General features: G+C 63.1%; 24 protein-coding genes. 8 read left to right on the forward strand and 16 right to left on the reverse strand.

The window, feature by feature from the left end:
* Window positions 1-13 precede the first annotated feature (13 nt).
* From AC5PZ0_RS14500 to AC5PZ0_RS14550, 11 genes are all read right to left on the reverse strand, one after another.
* Entirely contained in the window at window positions 14-1,000 is a 987-nt protein-coding gene (locus AC5PZ0_RS14500; RefSeq protein WP_099453311.1) for a DNA polymerase III subunit delta', read from the reverse strand.
* A complete protein-coding gene (gene tmk / locus AC5PZ0_RS14505; RefSeq protein ID WP_027596084.1) occupies window positions 993-1,625 on the reverse strand; it encodes a dTMP kinase in 633 nt (210 codons plus the stop codon). Before tmk ends, AC5PZ0_RS14500 begins: the two co-directional genes overlap by 8 nt.
* A gap of 9 nt (window positions 1,626-1,634) precedes the next feature.
* On the reverse strand, window positions 1,635-2,837 hold the full coding sequence (gene mltG, locus AC5PZ0_RS14510) for an endolytic transglycosylase MltG (protein WP_493855242.1): 1,203 nt from the start codon (window positions 2,835-2,837) through the stop codon (window positions 1,635-1,637).
* Window positions 2,838-2,841: 4 nt separating this feature from the next.
* Window positions 2,842-3,657 carry an aminodeoxychorismate lyase gene (pabC, locus tag AC5PZ0_RS14515; RefSeq protein ID WP_493855243.1) on the reverse strand — a complete coding sequence of 272 codons (816 nt, stop codon included), beginning with the start codon at window positions 3,655-3,657 and terminating at the stop codon, window positions 2,842-2,844.
* Window positions 3,657-4,901: a beta-ketoacyl-ACP synthase II gene (gene fabF, locus AC5PZ0_RS14520; protein ID WP_027596081.1), complete on the reverse strand. Its 1,245-nt coding sequence runs from the start codon at window positions 4,899-4,901 to the stop codon at window positions 3,657-3,659. Before fabF ends, pabC begins: the two co-directional genes overlap by 1 nt.
* Window positions 4,902-5,089: 188 nt before the next feature.
* Window positions 5,090-5,326, reverse strand: coding sequence for an acyl carrier protein (gene acpP / locus AC5PZ0_RS14525; protein WP_008096410.1), 237 nt, complete (start codon window positions 5,324-5,326; stop codon window positions 5,090-5,092).
* Between the two features lie 204 nt (window positions 5,327-5,530).
* Window positions 5,531-6,271, reverse strand: a complete 741-nt coding sequence (gene fabG, locus AC5PZ0_RS14530; RefSeq protein WP_027596080.1) for a 3-oxoacyl-ACP reductase FabG — start codon at window positions 6,269-6,271, stop codon at window positions 5,531-5,533.
* Window positions 6,272-6,286: 15 nt separating this feature from the next.
* Window positions 6,287-7,225 (reverse strand): ACP S-malonyltransferase, encoded by a 939-nt coding sequence (fabD, locus tag AC5PZ0_RS14535; protein ID WP_493855244.1) that lies wholly within the window; start codon window positions 7,223-7,225, stop codon window positions 6,287-6,289.
* A gap of 126 nt (window positions 7,226-7,351) precedes the next feature.
* A complete protein-coding gene (plsX, locus tag AC5PZ0_RS14540) occupies window positions 7,352-8,362 on the reverse strand; it encodes a phosphate acyltransferase PlsX (protein WP_099430112.1) in 1,011 nt (336 codons plus the stop codon).
* A gap of 3 nt (window positions 8,363-8,365) precedes the next feature.
* On the reverse strand, window positions 8,366-8,548 hold the full coding sequence (rpmF, locus tag AC5PZ0_RS14545; protein WP_003247154.1) for a 50S ribosomal protein L32: 183 nt from the start codon (window positions 8,546-8,548) through the stop codon (window positions 8,366-8,368).
* Between the two features lie 13 nt (window positions 8,549-8,561).
* Entirely contained in the window at window positions 8,562-9,089 is a 528-nt protein-coding gene (locus tag AC5PZ0_RS14550) for a YceD family protein (protein WP_027596077.1), read from the reverse strand.
* A 95-nt stretch (window positions 9,090-9,184) separates the two neighbouring features.
* Between AC5PZ0_RS14550 and AC5PZ0_RS14555 the strand changes: the two genes are divergently transcribed.
* Entirely contained in the window at window positions 9,185-9,763 is a 579-nt protein-coding gene (locus AC5PZ0_RS14555) for a Maf family protein (protein WP_265968195.1), read from the forward strand.
* Window positions 9,764-9,988: 225 nt separating this feature from the next.
* Here AC5PZ0_RS14555 and sppA read toward each other — a convergent pair whose 3' ends face one another.
* The 3 genes from sppA to rluC are packed head-to-tail and all read right to left on the reverse strand — an operon-like array spanning window position 9,989 to window position 12,621.
* Complete coding sequence (gene sppA / locus AC5PZ0_RS14560; protein WP_027596075.1) at window positions 9,989-10,978, reverse strand: signal peptide peptidase SppA; 990 nt, start codon at window positions 10,976-10,978, stop codon at window positions 9,989-9,991.
* Between the two features lie 23 nt (window positions 10,979-11,001).
* Complete coding sequence (locus AC5PZ0_RS14565; protein ID WP_265968194.1) at window positions 11,002-11,661, reverse strand: HAD family hydrolase; 660 nt, start codon at window positions 11,659-11,661, stop codon at window positions 11,002-11,004.
* A gap of 3 nt (window positions 11,662-11,664) precedes the next feature.
* Window positions 11,665-12,621, reverse strand: coding sequence for a 23S rRNA pseudouridine(955/2504/2580) synthase RluC (gene rluC / locus AC5PZ0_RS14570; protein ID WP_493855245.1), 957 nt, complete (start codon window positions 12,619-12,621; stop codon window positions 11,665-11,667).
* Window positions 12,622-13,421: 800 nt separating this feature from the next.
* On the opposite strand from rluC, the gene rne reads away from it, so the two are divergent.
* Complete coding sequence (gene rne / locus AC5PZ0_RS14575) at window positions 13,422-16,631, forward strand: ribonuclease E (RefSeq protein ID WP_493855246.1); 3,210 nt, start codon at window positions 13,422-13,424, stop codon at window positions 16,629-16,631.
* Window positions 16,632-16,834: 203 nt separating this feature from the next.
* Here the strand turns inward: rne and bkdR are convergent, their stop codons facing one another.
* Window positions 16,835-17,320, reverse strand: coding sequence for a Bkd operon transcriptional regulator BkdR (bkdR, locus tag AC5PZ0_RS14580; RefSeq protein WP_027593063.1), 486 nt, complete (start codon window positions 17,318-17,320; stop codon window positions 16,835-16,837).
* A gap of 197 nt (window positions 17,321-17,517) precedes the next feature.
* Here bkdR and AC5PZ0_RS14585 point away from each other — a divergent pair, with 197 nt between their 5' ends.
* Genes AC5PZ0_RS14585 through lpdA form a run of 4 tightly spaced genes read left to right on the forward strand, consistent with a single transcriptional unit; the run spans window position 17,518 to window position 22,479 of the window.
* Window positions 17,518-18,750 carry a 3-methyl-2-oxobutanoate dehydrogenase (2-methylpropanoyl-transferring) subunit alpha gene (locus AC5PZ0_RS14585; protein WP_027593064.1) on the forward strand — a complete coding sequence of 411 codons (1,233 nt, stop codon included), beginning with the start codon at window positions 17,518-17,520 and terminating at the stop codon, window positions 18,748-18,750.
* 1 nt (window position 18,751) lies between these two features.
* Complete coding sequence (locus tag AC5PZ0_RS14590) at window positions 18,752-19,810, forward strand: alpha-ketoacid dehydrogenase subunit beta (protein ID WP_027593065.1); 1,059 nt, start codon at window positions 18,752-18,754, stop codon at window positions 19,808-19,810.
* Window positions 19,811-21,097, forward strand: a complete 1,287-nt coding sequence (locus AC5PZ0_RS14595; protein WP_493855247.1) for a dihydrolipoamide acetyltransferase family protein — start codon at window positions 19,811-19,813, stop codon at window positions 21,095-21,097.
* Window positions 21,098-21,099: 2 nt separating this feature from the next.
* Window positions 21,100-22,479 carry a dihydrolipoyl dehydrogenase gene (gene lpdA / locus AC5PZ0_RS14600; RefSeq protein ID WP_099430116.1) on the forward strand — a complete coding sequence of 460 codons (1,380 nt, stop codon included), beginning with the start codon at window positions 21,100-21,102 and terminating at the stop codon, window positions 22,477-22,479.
* A 127-nt stretch (window positions 22,480-22,606) separates the two neighbouring features.
* On the opposite strand, the gene AC5PZ0_RS14605 is transcribed toward lpdA, so the two are convergent.
* Entirely contained in the window at window positions 22,607-23,605 is a 999-nt protein-coding gene (locus AC5PZ0_RS14605) for a sensor domain-containing diguanylate cyclase (RefSeq protein WP_493855248.1), read from the reverse strand.
* Window positions 23,606-23,820: 215 nt separating this feature from the next.
* On the opposite strand from AC5PZ0_RS14605, the gene AC5PZ0_RS14610 reads away from it, so the two are divergent.
* Window positions 23,821-24,336: a hypothetical protein gene (locus tag AC5PZ0_RS14610; RefSeq protein ID WP_493855249.1), complete on the forward strand. Its 516-nt coding sequence runs from the start codon at window positions 23,821-23,823 to the stop codon at window positions 24,334-24,336.
* A gap of 125 nt (window positions 24,337-24,461) precedes the next feature.
* Window positions 24,462-25,082 carry a GntR family transcriptional regulator gene (locus AC5PZ0_RS14615; RefSeq protein ID WP_274885234.1) on the forward strand — a complete coding sequence of 207 codons (621 nt, stop codon included), beginning with the start codon at window positions 24,462-24,464 and terminating at the stop codon, window positions 25,080-25,082.
* The last annotated feature ends 56 nt before the right edge of the window (window positions 25,083-25,138 follow it).

Genomic DNA, 25,138 nt, shown 5'->3' on the forward strand with positions numbered 1-25,138 from the left:
AAAAAAGGGAAAGTCAGCGGGCGCCTGGCAACTGCTGCCAGTGCGCCAGCAGCGCTTCGAGCAGCAGGGCGCGGTTCAGGTTAGCCTTGCCCAGCACCTTCTGGCGCTGTTCCAGGATCCACGCCTGCACCTGAAGCACGTTGGCCTGGCGGCTCTTTTGCGCCAGGTACTGCACAACCTTGCGCATATCGGCCAAGCCTAACCCTTCTTCGTCCTGGGTCAACTGATAGCGCAGGATCAGGTGCGACCAGTCGCAGAACCAGTCGAACAACAGCAACAACGGCACGCCATTCCAAGCCTCTGCCAACTGACTGGGCGATTGCTGCTGCTTGAGCAGTTTCTTCACCCCGTCGGTGACCAGCGCACGCTGCTCGCGCACGCCCTGCGCCTGCAAGCTCACCGCCATCAATGGCGAACCAGCGGCCAGGGTCAGCAACTCATCGCGCTCGGCTTCATCGCTGTCGGCCAGCGCATGGGCCAGCCAGGCTTGGCTCTGGGCCAGGCTAGGCTGCGGGCAAGCGACCTGCTGGCAACGGCTCTTGATGGTCGGCAACAGGCGGCTGGGCTGGTGCGTGACCAACAACAGAACGGTGTCGCCGGAGGGCTCTTCAAGGCTTTTGAGCAGGGCGTTGGAAGCGTTGATGTTCATCGCCTCGACCGGCTCAATCAACACGACTTTGCGCCCACCCAACTGCGCAGTCTGCACCACGAAAGCCACCAACTCACGCACCTGGTCGACCTTGATCGGCTTGTCGGCCTCTTCGGGCTCCAGTACGTAGTTGTCCGGGTGGCTACCGGCCTTGAGCAGCAAGCAGGACTTGCAGCTACCGCAGGCATCCAGGCCCTGCGGCTGCTGACACAGCAGGCGCGCCATCAGCCGCTCGGCCAGGGCCCGCTTGCCAATGCCCTGCGGCCCATGCAGCAGGTAGGCGTGGGCGTGCTGGCTGCGACCGGCCAGCTGCTGCCAGATGGCCTGCTGCCAGGGGTAGGCTTCAGCCACGGCAACGCTCCAGAATACCCGGTAGCAGCGCATCGATGGCGCGCTGCACGGCCTCCAGCGGTTGCGCGGCGTCCAGCAGGCTGTAGCGCTGCGGCTCACGATGGGCACGCTGCAGGTAGGCCTGGCGCACGGCCTCGAAGAACGCCTGGCCTTCCTGCTCGAAACGGTCCAGGCGGCCACGCGCAGCGGCGCGGGCGAGGCCGACTTCTACGGGCAGGTCGAATACGAGTGTCAGGTCAGGGCGCAGGTCGCCCTGGACGAATTGCTCCAAGGTGGCGATACGCTCGACGGATAACCCGCGACCACCACCCTGATAGGCGTAGGTGGCATCGGTAAACCGGTCACATAACACCACGGCGCCGCGGGCCAGCGCAGGACGGATCACCTGCGCCAGGTGCTGGGCGCGCGCAGCGAACACCAGCAACAGCTCGGTATCGGCCGCCATGGATTCATCGCTGGGTGCCAGCAACAGTTCACGCACCTTCTCGGCCAGCGGCGTACCGCCCGGCTCGCGGGTCAGCAACACATCCAGGCCTTGCTCGCGCAGGCGCGCCGCCAGGTATTCACGGTTGGTGCTTTTGCCCGCGCCTTCGGGGCCTTCCAGAGTAATAAACAAGCCGCTCACAGGCAGTCCTTAATGTTGTTCGTCGGGCGTCGGCGCAGTGGCCGGTCCATCGACGGGGGCAGGGTCGCTGGCCGGGGCGGCATCCTGCGCGGGCGCCTCATCGGGCTCAGGCTGCGCAGTCGGCTGGTCCACTGCGGGCGCCTCGGGCTCCACGGCCTCCCCCGCTCCCGGCTGGGCCTGCGGAGCCGGGCTGGAGCGGTAATCCGCCCGCCGCTTGAGCTGGAACTCGCGCACCGCCGAGTTGTGATCGTCCAGGTCGTCGGAGAACACGTGGCTGCCATCGCCGCGAGCGACGAAATACAAGCTGGTGCCATCGGACGGATTGAGCGCAGCGTGAATCGCCTCGCGGCCGACCATGGCGATGGGCGTCGGTGGCAGGCCAGTAATGGTGTAGGTGTTATAGGGCGTTGGCTCACGCAGGTCGGCACGGGTGATTCTGCCGTTGTAGCGCTCGCCCATGCCATAGATCACGGTCGGGTCGGTCTGCAGCATCATGCCTAGGCGCAAGCGCCGCACGAACACGCCGGCAATCTGCCCACGCTCTTGCGGGATGCCGGTTTCCTTCTCCACCAACGAGGCCATGATCAGCGCCTGGTAGGGGTCGCGATAAGGCAGGTCGGTGGTGCGTTCCGACCACTCTTTGGCCAGCACTTCGTCCAGGCGCATGTAGGCTTGCTGCAACAATTCGATGTCGCTCATGCCACGCACGAAGCGGTAAGTGTCCGGGAAGAAGCGGCCTTCAGGGAACACCCCGGTGTGGCCAAGCTTGTCCATGACCTCGGCGTCGGTCAGGCCGTCCAGCGTGTGCTTGAGCTTTTCGTGCTTGGCGATCGCCGAGCGTACCTGGCGGAAGGTCCAGCCTTCGACCAGGGTCAGGTTGTACTGCACGACATCGCCGCGGCGCCACGCATCGAACAACTGCTCGACCGTCATGCCCGGGGTCAGGCGGTACTCACCGGTGTGCAAGGGCGTACCGGCCATGTTGAAGCGCCAGTAAAGCCGCAGCCAGAAGGCGTCATCGAGCAACCCCTCGCTCTGCATGCGGTAGAACATGCGGTTGGGGTTGGTGCCATTGGGCACATCGAGCAGGCGCTCCTGCGTCACGTGCAAGGGCTGCTCCAGGACCGAGTTGACCTTCCAGGCCGACCAGCCGAATGCCAGGCCAGCCAGGATCAACCCCATTTCCAGCAGCAGCAGGAATTTGCGTCTCACGAATTCAGGTATCCAGTAACGTACGGGCAACGGCCTGCAGTTTACGGGTGAGTGGGCCTGGCGACCAGTTCAGCGCGGCAATTCCCCGCACAGGCCAAACCCCATAGACACTGTTGCAAACGAATACTTCATCCGCCTGCTGCAGTTCATCGAATGCCAGGTCACGAACCTGCACGGGAATGGCCAATGCCTGGGCCTGCTGCAACAACGCGGCACGCATCACCCCCGCCACGCCGCATCGGCTGAGGTCTGCGGTCAGCAGCACGCCGTCACGCACCAGGAATAGATTGCTGTACACCCCTTCGACCACCCTGCCCTGCCCATCTCGCATGAGGCCTTCGGCATGCTCGCTGTCCTGCCATTCGGCACGCGCCAGCACCTGCTCCAGGCGATTGAGGTGTTTGAGCCCGGCCAGCAGCGGTTGTTCCCCAAGCCGGGTCTGGCACGGGAACAAACGCACGCCACGCTCGGCATGCTCGACAGGATAGCTGGGCAGTGGGCTGCCCTGAAGGATGCGCCGTGGCGCGGCACCAGCAACCGGGGCATAGCCGCGCTGGCTGTCGCCACGGGTCAGGATGAGTTTGGCGACGCCATCACCGAGCTGGCTGGCGTAACGCAGGAGCTCGTCTTCAACCAACGCCAGGTCGACGTCGATTGCCAGGCGCTGGCAACCCAGCGCCAAGCGTGCGAGGTGGCCCGCCAGCAAACTGGGCCGGCCACCGTGCACGGCGACGGTCTCGAACAGACCATCGCCGTATGCCAGGCCGCGGTTTTGCAGGTTGACTGCATCCGCCGGCTGGCCGTCGACCCAGCTGTGCATCAACCGGCGAACCGGCGGAACACCAGCGAGCCGTTGGTGCCACCAAAGCCGAACGAGTTGGACAGCACCACATCGATCGGCATGCTGCGTGCCTGGTGCGGCACGAAGTCCAGGTCACACCCTTCGTCCGGCTCGTCCAGGTTGATGGTCGGCGGCGCCATCTGGCTGTTGATCGCCAGCACGCTGAAGATCGCCTCCACCGCGCCAGCAGCACCCAGCAGGTGGCCAGTCATCGACTTGGTCGAGCTGACCGCGAGCTTGTAGGCATGCTCACCGAACACACGCTTGATCGCCGCCACTTCGGCGATATCGCCGGCCGGGGTCGAAGTGCCGTGGGCGTTGATGTAGCTGACCTCTTCAGGCTGGATACCCGCATCGCGCAGGGCATTGGCCATGCAACGGGCAGCGCCTTCGCCGGTATCGGGTGGCGAGGTCATGTGGTAAGCGTCGCCGCTCATGCCGAAACCAACCAGCTCGGCATAAATGGTCGCGCCACGGGCCTTGGCGTGCTCGAGTTCTTCCAGCACCAGGGCACCGGCACCGTCAGACAGCACGAAACCATCACGGCCTTTGTCCCAAGGACGGCTGGCACGGCTAGGCTCATCGTTGCGGGTCGACAGCGCACGCGATGCGCCGAAGCCGCCCATGCCCAGGCCGCAGGCGGCCATTTCGGCACCACCGGCGATCATCACGTCGGCTTCGCCATAGGCGATGTTGCGCGCGGCCATGCCGATGCAGTGGGTGCCCGTGGTGCAGGCAGTGGCAATGGCGTAGTTCGGGCCCTGCAACCCCAGGTGGATCGACAGGAAACCGGAGATCATGTTGATGATCGAACCCGGCACGAAGAACGGCGAAATACGCCGCGGGCCCTGCTCGTGCAGGGTCCGGCTGGTTTCTTCGATGTTGGTCAGGCCACCAATGCCCGAACCCATGGCCACGCCAATGCGTTCACGGTTGCTGTCGTTGACCTCCAGGCCCGCATTACGCACGGCCTGGAACCCGGCCGCCAGGCCGTACTGGATGAACAGGTCAAGTTTGCGGGCCTCTTTGGCCGACAGGTACTGTTCGACCTCAAAGCCTTTCACCGAGCCGCCGAAACGGGTGGAGTAGGCAGACAGATCCGTATGTTCGATCGGACCGATGCCACTGCGGCCAGCCAGAATGCCCTGCCAGGTGCTCGGTACATCGGTACCCAGTGGCGACAGCATACCCATACCGGTGACCACGACGCGTCTACGCGACACAGTACTCTCCTTTTCTAATAACAGAGTCTCTTGGCATTGCATTCATGCGATGGAATGGAATGACAACAGGCTCTCGGTGCGCGGTGAACGATACCCTTGAGCTAAAGGCAGGGGGCTCGCAAAGAAAAAACCGCACGCCAGCAAAGGCAGTGCGGTTTTTCCCGACAAGAAGCGTCGACTACTGCGTCTTAGGCCTTGTGGCTGTTGACGTAGTCGATAGCGGCTTGAACGGTAGTGATCTTCTCGGCTTCTTCGTCAGGAATCTCGGTCTCGAATTCCTCTTCCAGAGCCATCACCAGCTCAACGGTGTCAAGCGAATCGGCACCCAGGTCATCGACGAAGGACTTCTCGTTGGTCACTTCCTCTTCCTTGACGCCCAGTTGCTCGGCGACGATTTTCTTGACGCGTTCTTCGATGGTGCTCATACCTAGTTTTCACTCCTAATGGACATATGTCAGGCAGCTGGCCGGTGACCAATTTTATAGAAAGACGTTCGCTTTTCAAGCTAAACGCACCTTCGGATTAGTCACCGCACCCGCTGCCTGGAATCTGGTTGCAGCTTTATAACGGATTTTAGGCTCGCAGTATGACTCTTTTTTTACGAAATCCGTCACATTGAGTTGCAGTTGTTACATGTACATCCCGCCGTTGACCGGCACAGTAGCGCCGGTTACATAGGCTGCGCCGTCGGAGGCCAGGAAGGAAACCACCTTGGCGATTTCCTCGGCCTGGCCCAGGCGGCCCAGCGGAATCTGGGTCTGCAGGGCTTCGCGCTGCGCTTCTGGCAGCTCGCGAGTCATGTCGGTGTCGATGAAGCCCGGGGTCACCGAGTTGACGGTGATACCACGCGAGCCCACTTCACGCGCCAGGGCGCGGCTGAAGCCTTCGAGGCCGGCCTTGGCCGCCGCGTAGTTGGCCTGACCAGCGTTACCCATGGCACCGACAACCGAGCCGATGCTGATGATACGACCCCAACGCGCCTTGGTCATGCCGCGCAGCACGCCCTTGGACAGACGGTAGAGGCTGTTCAGGTTGGTGTCGATCACATCGAACCACTCGTCGTCCTTCATGCGCAGCATGAGGTTGTCGCGGGTGATGCCGGCGTTGTTGACCAGGATGGTCGGCGCACCAAACTGTGCGCTGATGGCACCCAGCACCGCTTCCACGGACTCGGCGCTGGTCACGTTCAGCTCCATGCCGGTGCCGGCGATGCCGTGCTCTTTGAGGGTGGCGGCAATGCGCTCGGCGCCGGAAGCCGACGTGGCGGTGCCGATCACGGTCGCGCCCTGGCGGCCCAGTTCGAGGGCAATGGCCTGGCCGATGCCACGGCTAGCGCCGGTGACCAGTGCAACTTTACCTTGCAGGCTCATGCAAGCTTCTCCAATTCAGGCCAGCGCCGCACGGGTGGCGGCGACGGCGTCAGGGGTATTGAGGTTGTAGGTGGTGACACCGTCGGCGCAACGCTTGTTGAGGCCGGCGAGGACTTTGCCCGGGCCGCACTCGACCAGGTTGACCGCGCCATTGGCGGCCAGGGTCTGCACGCACTCGACCCAGCGCACGGGCTGGTAAAGCTGTGCCAGCAGGTCATGCTTGAGCGCATCGAGGTCGGCGGCGATAGCGGCGGTGACGTTCTGCACCACCGGGATCTGCGGGGCCTTCCATTCGATGGCGTTGACCGATTCGGCAAAACGCTCGGCAGCCGGCTTCATCAAGGCGCAGTGCGACGGCACGCTGACCGCCAGCGGCAGGGCGCGCTTGGCACCGTCCTTTTTGCACAGCGCCATGGCACGGTCCACGGCAGCCTTGTTGCCCGCGATCACGACCTGGCCTGGCGAGTTGAAGTTCACCGCGCTGACCACTTCATCTTCAGCGGCCTTGGCACAGATCTCGACCACCACGACGTCGTCCAGGCCGAGAATCGCAGCCATGGCGCCGTGACCGGCAGGCACGGCCTCCTGCATCAGTTCGCCACGGCGCTTGACCAGCTTCACTGCATCTTTGAGCGAGAGGCTGCCAGCGGCAACCAAGGCGCTGTATTCACCCAAGCTGTGCCCGGAAACGAACGCCGGCTGCGCGCCGCCCTCTTCCAGCCACAGGCGCCACAGGGCGATCGAGGCAGTGAGGATGGCCGGCTGGGTCTTGTCGGTTTGGTTGAGTTGTTCTTCCGGGCCTTCCTGGACCAGCTTCCACAGGTCATAGCCCAGAGCCTCGGAGGCCTCCTTGAAGGTCTCAACGATCACCGGCTTTTCGGCGCCCAATTCCTTGAGCATGCCGAGCGACTGGGAACCTTGACCGGGAAAGACGAATGCGAGGGATGCAGACATTGAACAAGCCCTTATGATCTTGTCGTCGGATAGGGTGCGCCGGGCATCAGCCTGACGCGGAATCTGAAAACTTGGATGGAGACGCGGACCAAGCGGTCACATTTAAGCACTTCATCGGCGAATTGCCTAAGGCAACAGGTCTTCAAGGCGGCCATGCAGCCGCTGCGGCAGGTTTTCCTGAATCTCGATCAGCGCCCGCTGAATCGCACTCTGAAAGCCCTGCACCCCTGCCGAACCGTGACTCTTGATGACGATCCCCTGCAAACCCAGGAAACTCGCACCGTTGTGCCGCGCCGGTGCCAGGTCGGCCTGCAGGCGCTTGAGCAGTGGCATGGCCAGCGCGCCGGCAGCGCGCGACAACACGCCACCCTTGAACAGCTTCTCGATGCGCGCAGCGATCATCGTCGCCAGGCCCTCGCTGGACTTGAGCAGGATGTTGCCGACAAAACCGTCACACACCACCACGTCAGCCTCGCCGCGATACAGGCCATCGCCTTCGACGAAGCCCACATAGTTAAGCCCACGGGCGTTTTGCAGCAAGGTGGCCGCCAGCTTGACCTGCTGGTTGCCCTTGATGTCCTCGGTGCCGATGTTCAACAGCGCCACGCGCGGCCGATGCACACCCAGCGCCTGAGCGGCCACCGAGCCCATCACGGCGAACTGGAAGAGGTTCTCGGCACTGCAATCGACATTGGCGCCCAAGTCGAGCAACTGGCAGTACCCCGCCTGGGTCGGGATCGCCGCCACCATGGCTGGCCGATCGATACCCGGCAGGGTTTTGAGCACGAAACGCGACAACGCCATCAGCGCCCCGGTGTTGCCGGCGCTCACGCAGGCCTGGGCCTTGCCGTCACGCACCAGTTCGAGCGCAATGCGCATCGACGAATCCGGTTTGCCACGCAACGCCTGGGATGGCCGCTCGTCCATGCCAATCACCTCGCTGGCCGCGACAATCTGCAGGCGCGCGCGATCCGCCGCCGCAAGGCCGCTGACAAGATCTTCAAGGAGGGAGGGTTGACCGACGAGGGTCAGGTGCAGCGAGGGAGTAGCCGAAAGGCAGGCAATGCTAGCCTGGACAATGCTGCGGGGACCGAAGTCCCCGCCCATTGCGTCGATCGCGATGATCTGAGCGGACAAGGATTACTCGTCAGCGCCCTTGTCGACCACTTTGCGACCACGGTATACGCCTTCTGGCGATACGTGGTGGCGCAGGTGAACTTCACCGGTGGTTTTCTCTACCGACAGCGCGTTTTCCGACAGAGCGTCGTGCGAACGGCGCATGTCACGGGCAGAGCGGGATTTTTTGTTCTGCTGAACAGCCATAATTGATTAACTCCTAAACGTTTGGGTCACGCTTTAACTGCGCCAAAACACTGAACGGGTTGGACCGCGATACCTCGTCCTTGCTCGAATCGGGCTCGTCTGCGCCCGCCGGCTGCTGGCATTCTTCCGGATGATGAGCAGGCACGATTGGCAAGGCGAGCAGAAGCTCCTCCTCGACCAGCGCCTGCAGATCCAATGGATCTTCGCCCAGTTCCAGCACGTCATAGCCTTTCGGCAACGACTGGGTATTCGCACCCTCCTTCACCACGGCGTAAGTACATTCGCTGTGGATCGGCAGGGTGACCAGCTCAAGACAACGCTGGCAAACCATCTTGACCTCGACGTCGAGCTCGCTGTGGATAACCACCACGTGCTGTTCATCTCGTTCAAAATTTAATTTCGCCTGCACCGTACCGACATTGTCGGAAAGCGGGTCGCAGAGTCTTTCCAAATCAGCGAGTTGCAGCGAACCGTTAAGGGTTACGCCACGATCGGCTAATTTGCGCGGGTCAACGTGAGGTGGAATCGGGTCATTCAACATAGGCGCAGCATTCTAGGGATGCCCCCCGCACCTGTCAAAGGAAATTAGGCGGCATGTTGCATGTTAGAATTGGTTCAACTGACCAGGAGTCTACCATGCTTCCCTTATTACTGGCTTCCAGCTCCCCTTATCGACGCGAACTGCTCGCCCGCCTGCGCCTGCCATTCACCTGCGCAAGCCCCGATATAGACGAGCAGCGGCTGGGTGACGAGCCTGCCGTGGAGCTGGTACGGCGCCTGGCCAGGCAAAAGGCTGAAGCATTGGCGGGCAGCCACCCTGGGCACCTGATCATCGGCTCTGATCAGGTCGCCGTGCTGGGTGAACAGATCCTGGGCAAGCCACACACCTTCGCCCGCGCCTGCGAGCAGCTGCTGGAGGCGAGTGGGCAGCAGGTGACCTTTCTGACCGGGCTGGCACTGCTGAACAGCGCCACGGGGCACTGCCAGGTCGATTGCGTGCCCTTTACCGTCACTATGCGAGAATTGGACCGCAAACGGGTCGAGCGCTATGTAACGGCAGAGCAGCCACTGGATTGCGCCGGGAGCTTCAAGGCGGAGGGACTGGGGGTGAGCCTGTTCCAAAGCACGCACGGGTGCGATGCGACCAGCCTGGTGGGGCTGCCGCTGATTCGGCTGGTGGATATGCTGATGAAGGAAGGGGTGGAGATACCTTAGGCTCAACCTTGTGGCGCCTGTGAGATCGAGCGCCGCCCGCGCGGCGCATCGCGAGCAACGCTCGCTCCTACGTTTGTTTCGGGCCAGTTATTCCTGGGGCATTTGCGCGCGACCCTTCTGGCACCCACCTCAATATCGAGTCATGCCATAGAGCAGCCTTGTGCTGCGAAGCGCCGCGCGGGCGGCGCTCGATCTCACAGGCACCAAAACTGCGACGGCGAACCCTCAGCGCAACGACGGCCCCTGGAACCCCATGTACATCGCCAGATGCTCCGCCACGCTAGCGCCCAGCCGCTTCGAGAAGCGATCAAACGGGGATTCCTCGACCGTGAAATCCACCAACTCCTTCTCGCCGACAATCTCCCGCGCGACATAGCTGGCACTGCCCAGGCCATCCACCAGCCCCAGCGCCTTGGCCTGCTCGCCGGTCCAGATCAGGCCACTGAACAGCTCCGGGTGCTCTTTGTCTTTCAGGCGGTCACCCCGCCCCTGCTTGACCATGGCGATGAACTGCTGGTGCGTGGTGTTCAGCACACCCTGCCAGAACGCCCGCTCTTCCGGCTTTTCTGGCGAGAACGGGTCCAGGAAGGCCTTGTGCTCGCCTGCCGTGTAGGTACGCCGCTCGACCCCAAGCTTCTCCATCGACCCGACAAACCCGTAACCCGCTGCCGTCACCCCGATGGAGCCGACCAGGCTAGCCTTGTCGGCATAGATCTCGTCCGCCGCACTGGCAATGTAGTAAGCACCGGAAGCGCCCAGGTCGGTAATTACCGCATACAGTTTGATGGCCGGGTACTCGGCACGCAGGCGACGAATCTCGTCATAGACATAACCCGCCTGCACCGGGCTGCCGCCTGGGCTGTTGATGCGCAGCACCACCGCCTTGGTCTTGGCGTCCTTGAACGCCTCACGCAGGCTCTTGACGAGGTTATCGGCACTGGCAGCCTCCTGGTCGGCGATCACGCCTCGCACTTCGATCAGCGCTGTATGGCTGGCACTGCGCGAAGCCGCCTTGTCCATGTCCATCAGCGGCGTGAACAGCACCAGCATGCCGAACAGGTAGACGAAGGTCAGCAGCTTGAAGAAGATCCCCCAGCGCCGTGCGCGACGCTGCTCCTGGACGCCCGCCAGCAGGGTCTTCTCCAACAGCTTCCAACTCTTGCGCTCTTCGCGCTCCTCGGGTTCGGACTCAGGGGCTTTCCATTCGTCTGCCATGCTTACCTGCCTTGGGCGTGAAATTACGCGGAACGGCCCAGCCACTCACGCAACTGGGAAAAATGATCGATGCACAGCTGCGGGCCGAATTCGGCCAATGCCTGCAACGACATTGCGCCATACCCGACAGCCACCGAATGCATGCCAGCATTGCTGGCCATCTGCAGGTCGAACGCCGAATCGCCAACCATCAGCGCACGTCCTGGTTCGACACCACAATGGCCGAGAATTTCCTCGAGCATCAGCGGGTGCGGCTTGCCACGGGTCTCGTCGGCAGCACGGGTGATGTCGAAGTACTGCTCCCAGCCATTGGCCTTGAGCACCCGATCCAGTCCGCGACGCGCCTTGCCGGTCGCCACCGCCAGGCGGTAACCCTCAGCACGGAAGGCATCCAGCGATTCGACCACGCCCTCGAACAACGGCGAGGGCTGCTGATCGAGCGCCATGTAGATGTCGGCATAATGCTGCCGGAAGCGCTCGAGCGCTGCCGGCGTCAGGTGCGGGTACAGGGTATGGATCGCCTCACCCAGGGCCAGGCCGATGATGCCCTTGACCGCCTCTTCGTGGCTTGGCGCCTCACCGGCACGCTCAGCGGCGGCATTCATGGCCTCGACGATGCGGCCAATGGAATCGGCCAGGGTGCCATCCCAGTCGAAAATCAGCAGTTCATACGGCTTTTTCATAGATCAGGACGCACTCAAACGCTCAATCGTCTTAGCCCACATCTCATCCACCGGCGCCTCGAGCTTGAGCTCACCGCCATCAGGCAGCGGCACAGTCAGGGCGTAGGCATGCAGGAACAAGCGCTTGCCGCCCAGCTCGCGGATTTCGCGGCTGAAGTCTTCATCGCCGTACTTGCTGTCGCCTGCGATCATGTGCCCGGCATGCAAGGTGTGCACACGAATCTGGTGAGTACGACCGGTGATCGGGCGCGCCTCGACAATGGTCGCGAACTCGCCAAAACGGCGCAGCACGCGGAACAGGGTCAGCGCTTCCTTGCCCTCGTCATTGACCTCGACCATACGCTCGCCAGAACGCAGGTTGCTCTTGAGCAACGGTGCGTTGACCTGCTTCTTGGCGGTCGGCCAATGGCCGCGCACCAAGGCCATGTAGCGCTTGTCGACACCGTCGCCACGCAACGCGGCATGCAGGTGGCGCAGCATGCTGCGCTTCTTGGCGATCATCAGCAGGCCGGATGTGTCGCGGTCCAGGCGGTGCACCAGTTCAAGTTCCTTGGCGTCCGGGCGCAGTTGGCGCAGCGCCTCGATCACACCGAAGCTCAGGCCACTGCCGCCATGCACGGCGATACCGGCCGGCTTGTTCATCACGATCAGCGCTTTGTCTTCATAGACAATCGCCGCTTCCAGGCGCTGCAACAGGCCTTGCGCCACCGGCGCAGGCGCATCACGTTCGGGCAAGCGGACGGGCGGCACCCGCACGATATCGCCGGCCTGAATCTTGTACTCAGGCTTGACGCGCCCCTTGTTGACCCGCACTTCACCCTTGCGCAGGATGCGGTAGACAAGCGTCTTGGGCACGCCCTTGAGGGCCGTGATGAGGAAATTGTCGATGCGTTGGCCGGCAAGCTCCGGCGCGACTTCGATCAGCTGAACGCCGGAAGTCGGAGGGGTATTGGTCGTCATCAAGGGATCATAACAATTTTTTATGGAATTGAAGCACTTAATCATTGCTGCTATAGTCGCGAACGCCGCCAAAAGCGGCAGGCCAGCGGCACCAGGCTCTTCGCCGGTCCCTGACCTTCGCAATTCTCCAGGACGCGAGGCCGTCCTACGGGGTTTTCGCCAGTTTACCGAATTGCCTGGAATCGCCACCAGCGCTGTGTAGAGAAGACCGAAAAAAAACGACAAGTGCGGTGTTTCACCTGCTTACCCGATTCTTTTCGCTGCACCTCTGCCCGCCTCGTCGCTTCCACGCAACGCACGGCGAATGCTTCGGAAATACCTGCCTTGGACATGAATGGCGCCAGCGCGGAACCCGCGCTGGCGAAAAATGCAACCCGTTGCGGATTCAGCGCGCGGCAGCACCCGAATTATCAGGGATACGTGCAGGGTGGAGATGCACAGCCCTCGGACCGTGTAGCACCGCGTCCGGCCACCGGCCCACTGACATGGGCGGCGAGCGGATAAGGTCCTGAAACAGATGCCTCCGGGCGTCCACGGCTGAAGGTTGATTCCTCCTCCTGACTGAGTGCACTTGGCCCGCTGGGTTGATTCGGATACCTATTCGAAAGCCACAAGGGCCTGGTAGGCACCGCAGCAAACAGGACGCGTCGTCGTGACAACGGCAGGCTGGGCAACCGGCTGGTGCCGAACGTCGCTCGACACGGGGGTGGCCCGCCACCCTTTGCGCACCTTGGCACCGACCATGAGACGTCGTGTGTGCCGAACGCCGTTTCCGGCAGCCCGGAAACCGACGGTACAACATGAAAAGAATGCTGATTAACGCAACTCAACCCGAAGAGTTGCGTGTAGCCCTGGTGGACGGCCAACGCCTCTACGACCTGGACATCGAGTCCGGCGCCCGTGAGCAGAAAAAGGCCAACATCTACAAAGGCAAGATCACCCGCATCGAACCTAGCCTCGAAGCCGCCTTCGTCGACTTCGGCTCCGAACGTCACGGCTTCCTGCCGCTGAAAGAAATCTCCCGCGAGTACTTCAAGAAGGCCCCCGAAGGCCGCGTCAACATCAAGGACGTCCTCAGCGAAGGCCAGGAAGTCATCGTCCAGGTCGAGAAGGAAGAGCGCGGCAACAAAGGCGCCGCCCTCACCACCTTCATCAGCCTGGCCGGCCGCTACCTGGTGCTGATGCCCAACAACCCACGCGCTGGCGGCATCTCCCGCCGCATCGAAGGCGAAGAGCGCAACGAGCTGCGCGAAGCCCTGAACGGCCTGACCGTGCCGGGCGACATGGGCCTGATCGTGCGCACTGCCGGCCTTGGCCGCAGCAGCGAAGAAATGCAATGGGACCTCGACTACCTGCTGCAGCTGTGGACCGCCATCAAGGAAGCCTCCCTTGACCGCGCCGCGCCATTCCTGATCTACCAGGAAAGCAACGTCATCATCCGCGCCATCCGCGACTACCTGCGCCAGGACATCGGCGAAGTGCTGATCGACAGCATGGACGCTCAGGAAGAAGCCCTGACCTTCATCCGCCAGGTGATGCCGCAGTACGCCAGCAAGGTCAAGCTGTACGAAGACAGCGTCCCGCTGTTCAACCGCTTCCAGATCGAAAGCCAGATCGAGACCGCCTTCCAGCGTGTTGTCGACCTGCCGTCCGGCGGTTCGATCGTGATCGACCCGACCGAGGCCCTGGTCTCTATCGACATCAACTCGGCGCGCGCCACCAAAGGCAGCGACATCGAGGAAACCGCCCTGCAGACCAACCTGGAAGCGGCCGAAGAAATCGCCCGCCAACTGCGTCTGCGTGATATCGGCGGCCTGATCGTCATCGACTTCATCGACATGACCCCGGCCAAGAACCAGCGCGCCGTCGAAGAGCGTGTGCGTGAGTGCCTTGAGGCCGACCGCGCCCGCGTTCAGGTTGGCCGCATCTCGCGCTTCGGCCTGCTGGAAATGTCCCGTCAGCGCCTGCGCCCATCGCTGGGCGAAAGCAGCGGCATCGTCTGCCCACGCTGCTCGGGTACCGGCATCATCCGTGACGTCGAGTCGCTGTCGCTGGCCATCCTGCGCCTGATCGAGGAAGAAGCGCTGAAGGACCGCACTGCCGAAGTGCGCGCCCAGGTGCCGATCCCGGTCGCTGCGTTCCTGCTGAACGAGAAACGCAACTCGATCACCAAGATCGAACTGCGCACCCGTGCACGCATCATCATCCTGCCGAACGATCACCTGGAAACCCCGCACTTCGAAGTCCAGCGCCTGCGCGACGACAACCCGGAAGTGCTGAACAACCTGTCCAGCTACGAGATCGCCGCCACCGAAACCGAAGAAGCGCCGCAGCCGACCGCCACCCGTACCCTGGTTCGCCAGGAAGCCGCGGTGAAGACTGCCCCAGCCCGCGCCAACGCGCCGGTGCCGAGCACTGTCGAAGAGCCGCAGCAGCCTGCCGCACCGGTAGCCCCAGCGCCAAGCGCCCCAGAGCCAAGCCTGTTCAAAGGCCTGGTCAAGTCGCTGGTCAGCCTGTTCGCCGGCAAGGACGAACCGGTCGCCGCACCGGCCGTCACAGCCGAAAAACCAGCTGCTGAACGCACCCCACGCAACGAAGAGCGTCGCAACGGCCGCCAGCAGACCCGCAACCGTAACGGCCGTCGCGACGAAGAGCGCAAGCCACGCGAAGAGCGTGCCGAGCGCGCACCACGCGAAGAGCGTCAGCCTCGCGAAGAACGCGCACCACGTGAAGAACGTGCCCCGCGTGAAGAACGTGCACCGCGCGAAGAGCGCCAACCACGTCAGCCTCGCGAAGACCGTCGTGGCAACCGCGAAGAACGCCCGGTACGCGAACTGCGCGAGCCGCTGGAAGCCACGCCAGCACCCGCTGCCCGTGAAGAGCGCCAGCCACGCGAAGAGCGTGTAGCCCGTGAAGAACGCGCCCCACGCGAAGAGCGTGCACCGCGTGAAGAACGTGCCCCTCGCGAAGAGCGCGCGCCACGTGAAGAACGTGCTCCGCGTGAAGAGCGTGCCCCGCGTGAAGAACGCGCACCTCGCGAAGAACGCGCCCCACGTGAAGAGCGCGCCCCACGCCCACCGCGTGAAGAGCGCCAGCCACGTGCCAGCGAAGAAGCCACCGAGCAGGCTGCAGAGCTTGCCGAAGAGCAACTGCCGAACGAAGAGCTGCTGCAAGACGAGCAGGAAGGCGCCGATGGCGAGCGTCCGCGCCGCCGTTCCCGCGGCCAGCGTCGTCGCAGCAACCGTCGCGAGCGTCAGCGCAATGCCAACGGTGAGCTGATCGAAGGTAGCGAAGACGACGGCAGCGAAGAGCAGCCACAACAGCACCAGGCCAGCGAGCTGGGTGCCGAACTGGCTGCCGGCCTGGCTGTGACCGCGGCTGTTGCCAGCAGCAGCATCAGTGCCGATGCCGAAGCCCAAGCCAATCAGCAGGCCGAGCGCGCCACCGCTGAAGTCGCCGAAACCGACACCCGCGAAGTCGCCAAGCCCGCCGAGCAGGTCGAAGCCGTTGCACAGGCCGAGGAAGTCGCCATTGCTCCGGTGGTCGAACAACCTGTCAGCGAACCCGTAGTAGTGGAAGCGACTGCCGAACCTGTGGTTGAAGTTGCGCCACAGCCGGTCGTGGAAGAAGCCCCTGCGGCCGAACCTGCAGTGGTTGCCGAAGCCCCAACGGAAGCTGCAGCGGTCGAAGCCGGTGAAATCGAAAAGGCCCCGGCCTTCATCGAACAAGCACCGGTCATCGAAGCACCTGCTCCGCTTGCCGAAGCCCAGCCTGAAGTGGTCGTTGAGCCTGCTCCAGTTGCGGTAGAGCCTGCGCCGGTCGAAGCACCTGCGGCGGTCGAAACCGCCACTGTGATGCTGGCAAACGGCCGCGCGCCTAACGACCCACGTGAAGTTCGTCGCCGCAAGCGTGAGGCCGAGGCTGCTGCCAAAGCTGCGCAAGAAGCTGCTGCATCGACGCAGGAAACTGCCCTGGAAACCGCTGATGAGCACAAACCTCATCACGGCTGATAGCCAAGGCTGAATGAAAAAGCCCCGCCAGTGCGAACTGGCGGGGCTTTTTCTTGCTTGCCTCTATTCAGGCCTCAACCCGAAACAGGTAGGAGCAGCCTTGCGCTGCGAAGAGGCCAGTGTAAACACCAAAGATCTGCGGTGATTTCACCGGCCTCTTCGCAGCGCAAGGCTGCTCCTACAGGTGTGTAATTCCGCTTCCCTTATTCGCGCAGGGTCATCCCATTCGCTGGCAATGGCAGCGCCGTTTTATAGCGCACCTGCTTCAAGGCAAAACTCGACCGGATATTCGCCACGCCCGGCAACCGCGTCAGGTAATCGAGAAAGCGCTCCAGCGCTTGAATACTGGGCAGCAGCACCCGCAGCAGGTAATCCGGGTCGCCCGTCATCAGGTAGCACTCCATCACCTCGGGGCGCTCGGCGATCTCTTCCTCAAAGCGGTGCAGCGACTGCTCGACCTGTTTTTCCAGGCTCACATGGATGAACACATTCACGTCCAGCCCCAACGCCTCCGGCGACAACAAGGTCACCTGCTGGCGGATCACCCCCAGCTCTTCCATGGCCTTGACCCGATTAAAACAGGGGGTGGGCGACAGGTTCACCGAGCGCGCCAGCTCCGCGTTGGTGATGCGGGCGTTTTCCTGAAGGCTGTTGAGAATACCGATATCGGTACGATCGAGTTTGCGCATGAGACAAATTCACCGGTTTTTTGTGTTTATGCGGAATGTTTATCTGCGCCCGTCAGCAAAGGCAACCAACTTGAGAGAAAAATTCTCCTGCCGTGCCACTAAGATGTAGGTGACGCTGACTTACCAGTCACAAGCCGGTACTCAGCGGCGGCCGCTTCAGAGCTCACAAAAACAACATTCGAGCGAGCGTAAAAAGCATGAACGAGTACGCCCCCCTGCGTTTGCATGTGCCCGAGCCCACCGGCCGGCCAGGCTGCCAGACCGATTTTTCCTACCTGCGTCTGAACGATGCAGGTGTTGTCCGCAAACCGTCCATCGACGTCGACGCTGCCGACACCGCAGAGCTGTCCAACAGCCTGATCCGCGTGTTGGACGCGCACGGTGACGCCCTCGGCCCATGGGCCGAAGACATCGACCCGCAGGTGCTGCGCCAAGGCATGCGCGCCATGCTCAAGACGCGCATCTTCGACAGCCGCATGGTGGTTGCCCAGCGCCAGAAAAAGATGTCCTTCTACATGCAGAGCCTGGGCGAGGAAGCCATCGGCAGCGCCCAGGCCCTGGCCCTGAACCGCACCGACATGTGCTTCCCCACCTACCGCCAGCAGAGCATCCTGATGGCCCGCGACGTGTCGCTGGTGGAGATGATCTGCCAGTTGCTGTCCAACGAGCGCGACCCGCTCAAAGGGCGCCAGCTGCCGATCATGTATTCGGTACGCGAGGCCGGCTTCTTCACCATCAGCGGCAACCTGGCGACCCAATTCGTGCAGGCGGTCGGCTGGGCCATGGCCTCGGCGATCAAGGGCGATACCAAGATCGCCTCAGCCTGGATCGGCGACGGCGCTACCGCCGAGTCGGACTTCCACACCGCCCTGACCTTTGCCCACGTGTACCGCGCGCCGGTGATCCTCAACGTGGTCAACAACCAGTGGGCGATCTCCACCTTCCAAGCCATTGCTGGCGGTGAATCGACCACCTTCGCCGGCCGTGGCGTGGGCTGCGGTATCGCCTCCCTGCGCGTCGACGGCAACGACTTCGTCGCTGTGTACGCCGCCTCGCGCTGGGCCGCCGAACGCGCCCGCCGTGGCCTGGGCCCGTGCCTGATCGAATGGGTCACCTACCGTGCCGGCCCGCACTCCACCTCCGACGACCCGTCCAAGTACCGCCCTGCCGATGACTGGAGCCACTTCCCGCTGGGCGACCCGATCGCCCGCCTGAAGCAGCACCTGATCAAGATCGGCCACTGGTCCGAGGAAGAACACCAGGCGGTCACCGCCGAGTTCGAGGCTGCGGTCATCGCCGCGCAGAAGGAAGCTGAACAGTACGGCACCCTGGCCAACGGCCATATCCCGAGCGCGGCCTCGATGTTCGAGGACGTGTACAAGGAAATGCCCGAACACCTGCGCCGTCAACGCCAGGAACTGGGGGTTTGAGATGAACGACCATAACAACAGCATCAACCCGGAAACCGCCATGGCCACCACTACCATGACCATGATCCAGGCCCTGCGCTCGGCCATGGATATCATGCTCGAGCGTGACGACAATGTCGTGATCTACGGCCAGGACGTCGGCTACTTCGGTGGCGTGTTCCGCTGCACCGAAGGCTTGCAGACCAAGTACGGCAAGTCGCGCGTGTTCGACGCCCCGATCTCGGAAAGCGGCATCGTCGGCACTGCCGTGGGCATGGGCGCCTACGGCCTGCGCCCGGTGGTGGAAATCCAGTTTGCCGACTACTTCTACCCGGCCTCCGACCAGATCGTGTCGGAAATGGCCCGCCTGCGCTATCGCTCGGCCGGCGAGTTCATCTCCCCGCTGACCCTGCGCATGCCCTGCGGTGGCGGCATCTATGGCGGCCAAACGCACAGCCAGAGCCCCGAAGCGATGTTCACCCAGGTGTGCGGGCTACGTACCGTCATGCCGTCCAACCCCTATGACGCCAAGGGCCTGCTGATCGCCTCGATCGAATGCGACGACCCGGTCATCTTCCTTGAGCCCAAACGCCTCTACAACGGCCCGTTCGACGGCCACCACGACCGCCCCGTGACGCCGTGGTCCAAGCACCCGCACAGCGCCGTGCCGGATGGCTACTACACCGTGCCGCTGGACAAGGCGGCAATCACCCGCCCCGGCAGCGACGTTACCGTGCTGACGTATGGCACCACGGTCTACGTGGCCCAAGTGGCCGCCGAGGAAACCGGCGTCGACGCCGAAGTCATCGACCTGCGCAGCCTGTGGCCGCTGGACCTGGAGACCATCGTCGAGTCAGTGAAAAAGACCGGCCGTTGCGTGGTGGTGCACGAGGCTACCCGTACCTGTGGTTTCGGTGCCGAGCTGGTGGCGCTGGTCCAGGAGCACTGCTTCCATCACCTCGAAGCGCCGATCGAGCGCGTCACCGGTTGGGACACCCCCTACCCTCACGCACAGGAATGGGCTTACTTCCCAGGGCCTTCGCGGGTAGGTGCGGCATTGAAACGGGTCATGGAGGTCTGAATGGGCACGCACGTCATCAAGATGCCGGACATTGGCGAAGGCATCGCGCAAGTCGAGTTGGTCGAGTGGTTCGTCAAGGTCGGTGATGTGATCGCCGAAGACCAGGTGGTGGCCGATGTCATGACCGACAAGGCGACCGTGGAAATCCCTTCGCCGGTCAGCGGCAAGGTATTGGCCCTGGGGGGCCAGCCGGGTGAAGTGATGGCGGTCGGCAGCGAGCTGATCCGCATCGAAGTGGAAGGCAGCGGCAACCATGTCGACGCGCCACAGGGCAAGCCCGCTGAAGCCAAGCCCGTCGAGCCAGTGGCCGCGCCAGTAGCCAACACACCGCCAGCGCGTGCCGCAGTCGCAGCGCCAGCCTGCCAGGCCGCAGCCACCGCCACAGCCGCGCCCATCGTGCCGCGCCAGGGGGGCGACAAGCCGCTGGCCTCCCCAGCTGTGCGCAAGCGTGCGCTGGATGCCGGCATCGAGCTGCGCTACGTGCATGGCAGCGGCCCAGCCGGGCGCATCCTGCACGAAGACCTCGATGCGTTCATGAGCAAGCCACAGACCGCCGCCGGGCAAGCGCCCAGTGGCTACGCCAAGCGTACCGACAGCGAGCAGGTGCAAGTCATCGGCCTGCGCCGCAAAATCGCCCAGCGCATGCAGGACGCCAAGCGCCGGGTCGCGCATTTCAGCTACGTCGAAGAGATCGACGTCACGGCCCTGGAAGCCCTGCGCCAGCAGCTCAACCAGAAGCACGGCGACAGCCGCGGCAAGCTGACCCTGCTGCCGTTTTTGGTCCGCGCGTTGGTCGTGGCCCTGCGCGACTTCCCGCAGATCAACGCCACCTATGACGACGAAGCGCAAGTCATCACCCGGCATGGCGCGGTGCATGTGGGCATCGCCACCCAAGGCGACAATGGCTTGATGGTACCGGTACTGCGCCATGCCGAAGCCGGCAGCCTGTGGGGCAATGCCAGCGAGATCGGCCGTTTGGCGACCGCCGCGCGCAGCAACAAGGCCAGCCGCGAGGAGCTGTCCGGCTCGACCATCACCCTGACCAGCCTCGGCGCGTTGGGCGGCATCGTCAGTACACCGGTGGTCAACACCCCGGAAGTGGCGATCGTCGGCGTCAACCGCATGGTCGAGCGGCCGATGGTGATCGACGGCCAGATCGTCATACGCAAGATGATGAACCTGTCCAGCTCGTTCGACCACCGGGTGGTCGACGGCATGGATGCTGCGCTCTTCATCCAGGCCGTGCGTGGCCTGCTTGAGCAACCCGCCTGCCTGTTCGTGGAGTGAGCATGCAACAGACTATCGAAACCACCCTGCTGATCATCGGCGGCGGCCCTGGCGGCTATGTGGCCGCCATCCGCGCCGGGCAACTGGGTATTCCCACCGTGCTGGTGGAAGGCCAGGCGTTGGGCGGCACTTGCCTCAACGTTGGCTGCATTCCGTCCAAGGCGCTTATTCATGTCGCCGAGCAGTTCCACCAGACCTCGCGCTACACCGAGCCATCGGCACTGGGCATCAGTGTCAGCTCACCGCGCCTGGACATCACCCGCAGCGTGGCCTGGAAAGACGGTATCGTCGACCGCCTGACCACCGGGGTGGCTGCCTTGCTGAAGAAGCACGGGGTCAAGGTGATCCATGGCTGGGCGAAGGTCCTCGACGGCAAGCATGTCGACGTCGACGGCCAACGCATCCAGTGCGAGCACCTGTTGCTGGCCACAGGTTCCAACAGCGTTGAACTGCCGATGCTGCCGCTGGGCGGGCCGATCATTTCCTCGACCGAAGCGCTGGCACCCGAAACCTTGCCGCAGCATCTGGTTGTGGTGGGCGGTGGTTACATCGGCCTGGAGCTGGGTATCGCCTACCGCAAGCTGGGCGCGCAGGTGAGCGTGGTGGAAGCGCGCGAGCGCATCCTGCCGACCTACGACAGCGAACTAACCGCCCCAGTGGCCGAGGCGCTGAAGAAGCTGGGCATCGCCGTGCACCTGGGCCATAGCGTCGAGGGTTACGAAAACGGTTGCCTGCTGGCCCGTGACGGCCAGGGCCAGCAACTGCGCCTGGAGGCCGACCGGGTGCTGGTGGCTGTGGGTCGGCGCCCGCGTACTCAAGGCTTCAACCTTGAATCGCTGGAACTGAAGATGAACGGCGCCGCCATCGCCATCGACGAACGCTGCCAGACCAGCATGCGCAATGTCTGGGCCATCGGCGACGTGGCGGGTGAACCGATGCTCGCACACCGGGCCATGGCCCAGGGCGAGATGGTCGCCGAGATCATCGCTGGCAAGGCACGGCGCTTCGAGCCGAATGCGATCGCCGCGGTGTGCTTCACCGACCCGGAAATCGTGGTAGTCGGCAAGACGCCGGAGCAAGCCAGCCAACAAGGCCTGGACTGCATCGTTGCGCAGTTCCCGTTCGCGGCCAATGGGCGGGCCATGAGCCTTGAGTCAAAAGCCGGCTTCGTTCGCGTGGTGGCGCGCCGCGACAATCACCTGATCTTGGGTTGGCAGGCGGTTGGCGTGGCGGTCTCGGAACTGTCCACGGCGTTTGCCCAATCGCTGGAAATGGGCGCTTGCCTTGAGGACATCGCCGGTACCATCCACGCCCACCCGACGCTGGGTGAAGCGGTACAGGAAGCTGCGTTGCGAGCACTGGGCCACGCCTTGCATATCTGACACTGAAGCGGCTGAGGCCGATTTGGCCCGCTGCGCCGCAAGGCGCCGCGGGTCTTTTTTCTTTCGCTCAGCGGGGACCTGTGGCGGCCAAAGGGGCCGCTGTGCGACCCATTCACCCATCGTTAGCTCATTCAGCTATCGCGTTCTTGCCCACGCCTTTGGCGCGATACAGGGCTTTGTCAGCGCGGGCCAACAAATCATCCGGGTCTTCACCCTCCTGCCACTGCACCACCCCATAGCTCATGGTCAGGCGACACTCGCCAACCGGCTCCACCTGCTCCATTACCTGACGCAACCGTGCGGCCACTTCAAGCGCATCGTCCAGCGCCGTCTGCGGCAGCACGATGACGAACTCGTCACCGCCCCAGCGCGCCAGCAGGTCATGCTCGCGCAGGCAGGTGCGCAGGTTGTCGACCACCTGCACCAGCGCCGCATCGCCACGGGCATGGCCGTAGTAGTCGTTGATCGGCTTGAAGTCATCCACGTCCATGGCAATCAGCGACAAGGGGTGGCGGAAGCGTTGGGCGCGCTCGCACTCTTGCTGCAACACCTTTTCCAGCCGGTACCGATTGGCGATGCGGGTCAGCGCATCGCGCTCGGCCAGCTCGCGGTTTTCATCCAGCTGACGCTGCAATTGCTGGTTGACCCAGGACAGCTCGCGGGTGCGCTCGGCCACCAGGGTTTCCAGCGACAGGTTCTGCTGCTCAAGCTGGGCCACCCGCCGCTTGCCGGCATCGATATTGCGGTGGGCGCCAAGCATGCGGGCCACCGAGCCGTCGTCGTTGCGGGCGATGATGTAGCCGCTGTCTTCGATCCACAGGTAGCTGCCATCCTGGCAGCGGCAGCGGTACTCGATCAGGTAGCGCTCGTTGCGGTGATTGATGTAGGCCTCGAAATGCGCCATGACCCGCGGGTAGTCCTCCGGGTGAATCACGCTTTCCCAGGTCAGCACCGAGTTGGCCATGGAATGGCTGGCATAGCCGAGCATGGCGTACCAGCCTGGGTTGCGGTAGACGTAGCCGGTGTTGGCATTCCAGTCCCAGATGCCGTCACTTACCAACGCGAACAAGGTCTGCAGTTGCTGCTCACTGAAGCCGGCGGGTGCCGGCATGGTTTCCTGACTCATGGACGCTCTCCCTGATGCCCAGCAACTGCGCTCCGTTCAAGGGGCTGCCGACAGTATTGATGGTTGCCGCATGCGGCAAGGCAATGCCTCTGACGGGCAAGCATATGCCCAGCGGGAAGTAACCGGAATAGGCCCAAAGCCCTATTTTGCGCCTGTTCAGTGCTGGCATGGCTTTTGCGCGTAATGCCTGCCAATAAGATTTCCAAGGAGGAAACATGATAATCGCCCACAACGGCGTCAGCTGGCAGCCCACCGCTCACCAACCCCAGCGCGTCACTGATGAACAGGCCGTTGCCCAGGCCGCGCAACTGCGCGCGCCAGTGGCTACCGGCAACGCCGCAGCCCAACAGCACAATCAAAGCAATACCTCACAGCAAAACGCCGAGGATGCACGCGAAGAAGCCTTTGCCAAACTCAAGGTAGCGCTGCAAAACCCTGAGGCCGCTGCGCGCCAGCAAACCGGTGCTGAAACAGAGGCGACCAGCAGCGCCCTGCAAGAGTTTCGGGAGTACATGGCCAAGTCGCCTGGCGAGATGATGAAGGAAAAATTACTGCGTGAGATCGGCATGACGCCAGAGGAGTACGATGCCTTGCCGCCGGAGATGAAGGCAAAGGTCGACGAACTGATCGCCCAGCGCATGAAAGAGGACATGCACCAAAAGGTACAAGCGAAGATCGAGGAGCAGGTTGCCGCATCGGAAGATGAGGAACTGGCAGCCAGCCAGGTGTGAGGCCGCAGCGGCGCTTGATTTGGATAGCCCTGGGTTTCGTATAAGATATCCGCCAAGCCCACCTGCTGGAAAATCCTGTGCCGCTGCCGTCGTTCAAAGCCACCAACCTGGGGGCGACCCCTTCAATGTCCGAAATCATCGCCAAGCACCTGCGTGAGGCGATCATTTCAGGCCAGCTCGCCGAAGGCGAACCCGTGCGCCAGGACGAAGTGGCGCAAGCCTTCAATGTCAGCAAGATTCCCGTGCGTGAAGCCTTGAAACGCCTTGAGGCGGAAGGCCTGGTGGACTTTCATCGCAACCGTGGCGCGTTGGTCACGCGCATCTCGGAGCCGGAACTGGCGCAGATGTTCGAGGTAAGGGTGCTACTGGAAGTGAAGGCGATCCGCCTGGCGGTCCCCAACATGACCGAAGAGCATTTTGCCCGTGCCGAAGCCATCTGCGCAGAGTTCATCGGCGAGGATGACATCGGCCGTTGGGCCGACCTCAACTGGGCGTTGCACGCTTGTTTGTACGAGCCTGCGAAACGCCCCTACCTGATCGGCCTGATTCGCTCCATCCATGACAAGGTCGAACGGTATTTGCGTATGCAGATGAGTTTGTCGGCGGGCAAGGACCGGGCCGATCACGAGCATCGCGATATCGTCGCCGCCTGCCGTGCGCGGGATGTGGAGCTGGCCGCTCGGCTGATCGAAGCGCACATCAATGGTGTGTGCCAAAGCCTTTACGATCACCTGCCCCATAACTAACTCACTCACCCACCGCGCGCCCTTTGTAGGAGCAGCCTTGTGCTGCGAAGAGGCCC

This window comes from Pseudomonas sp. 5.2 (assembly GCF_059025405.1).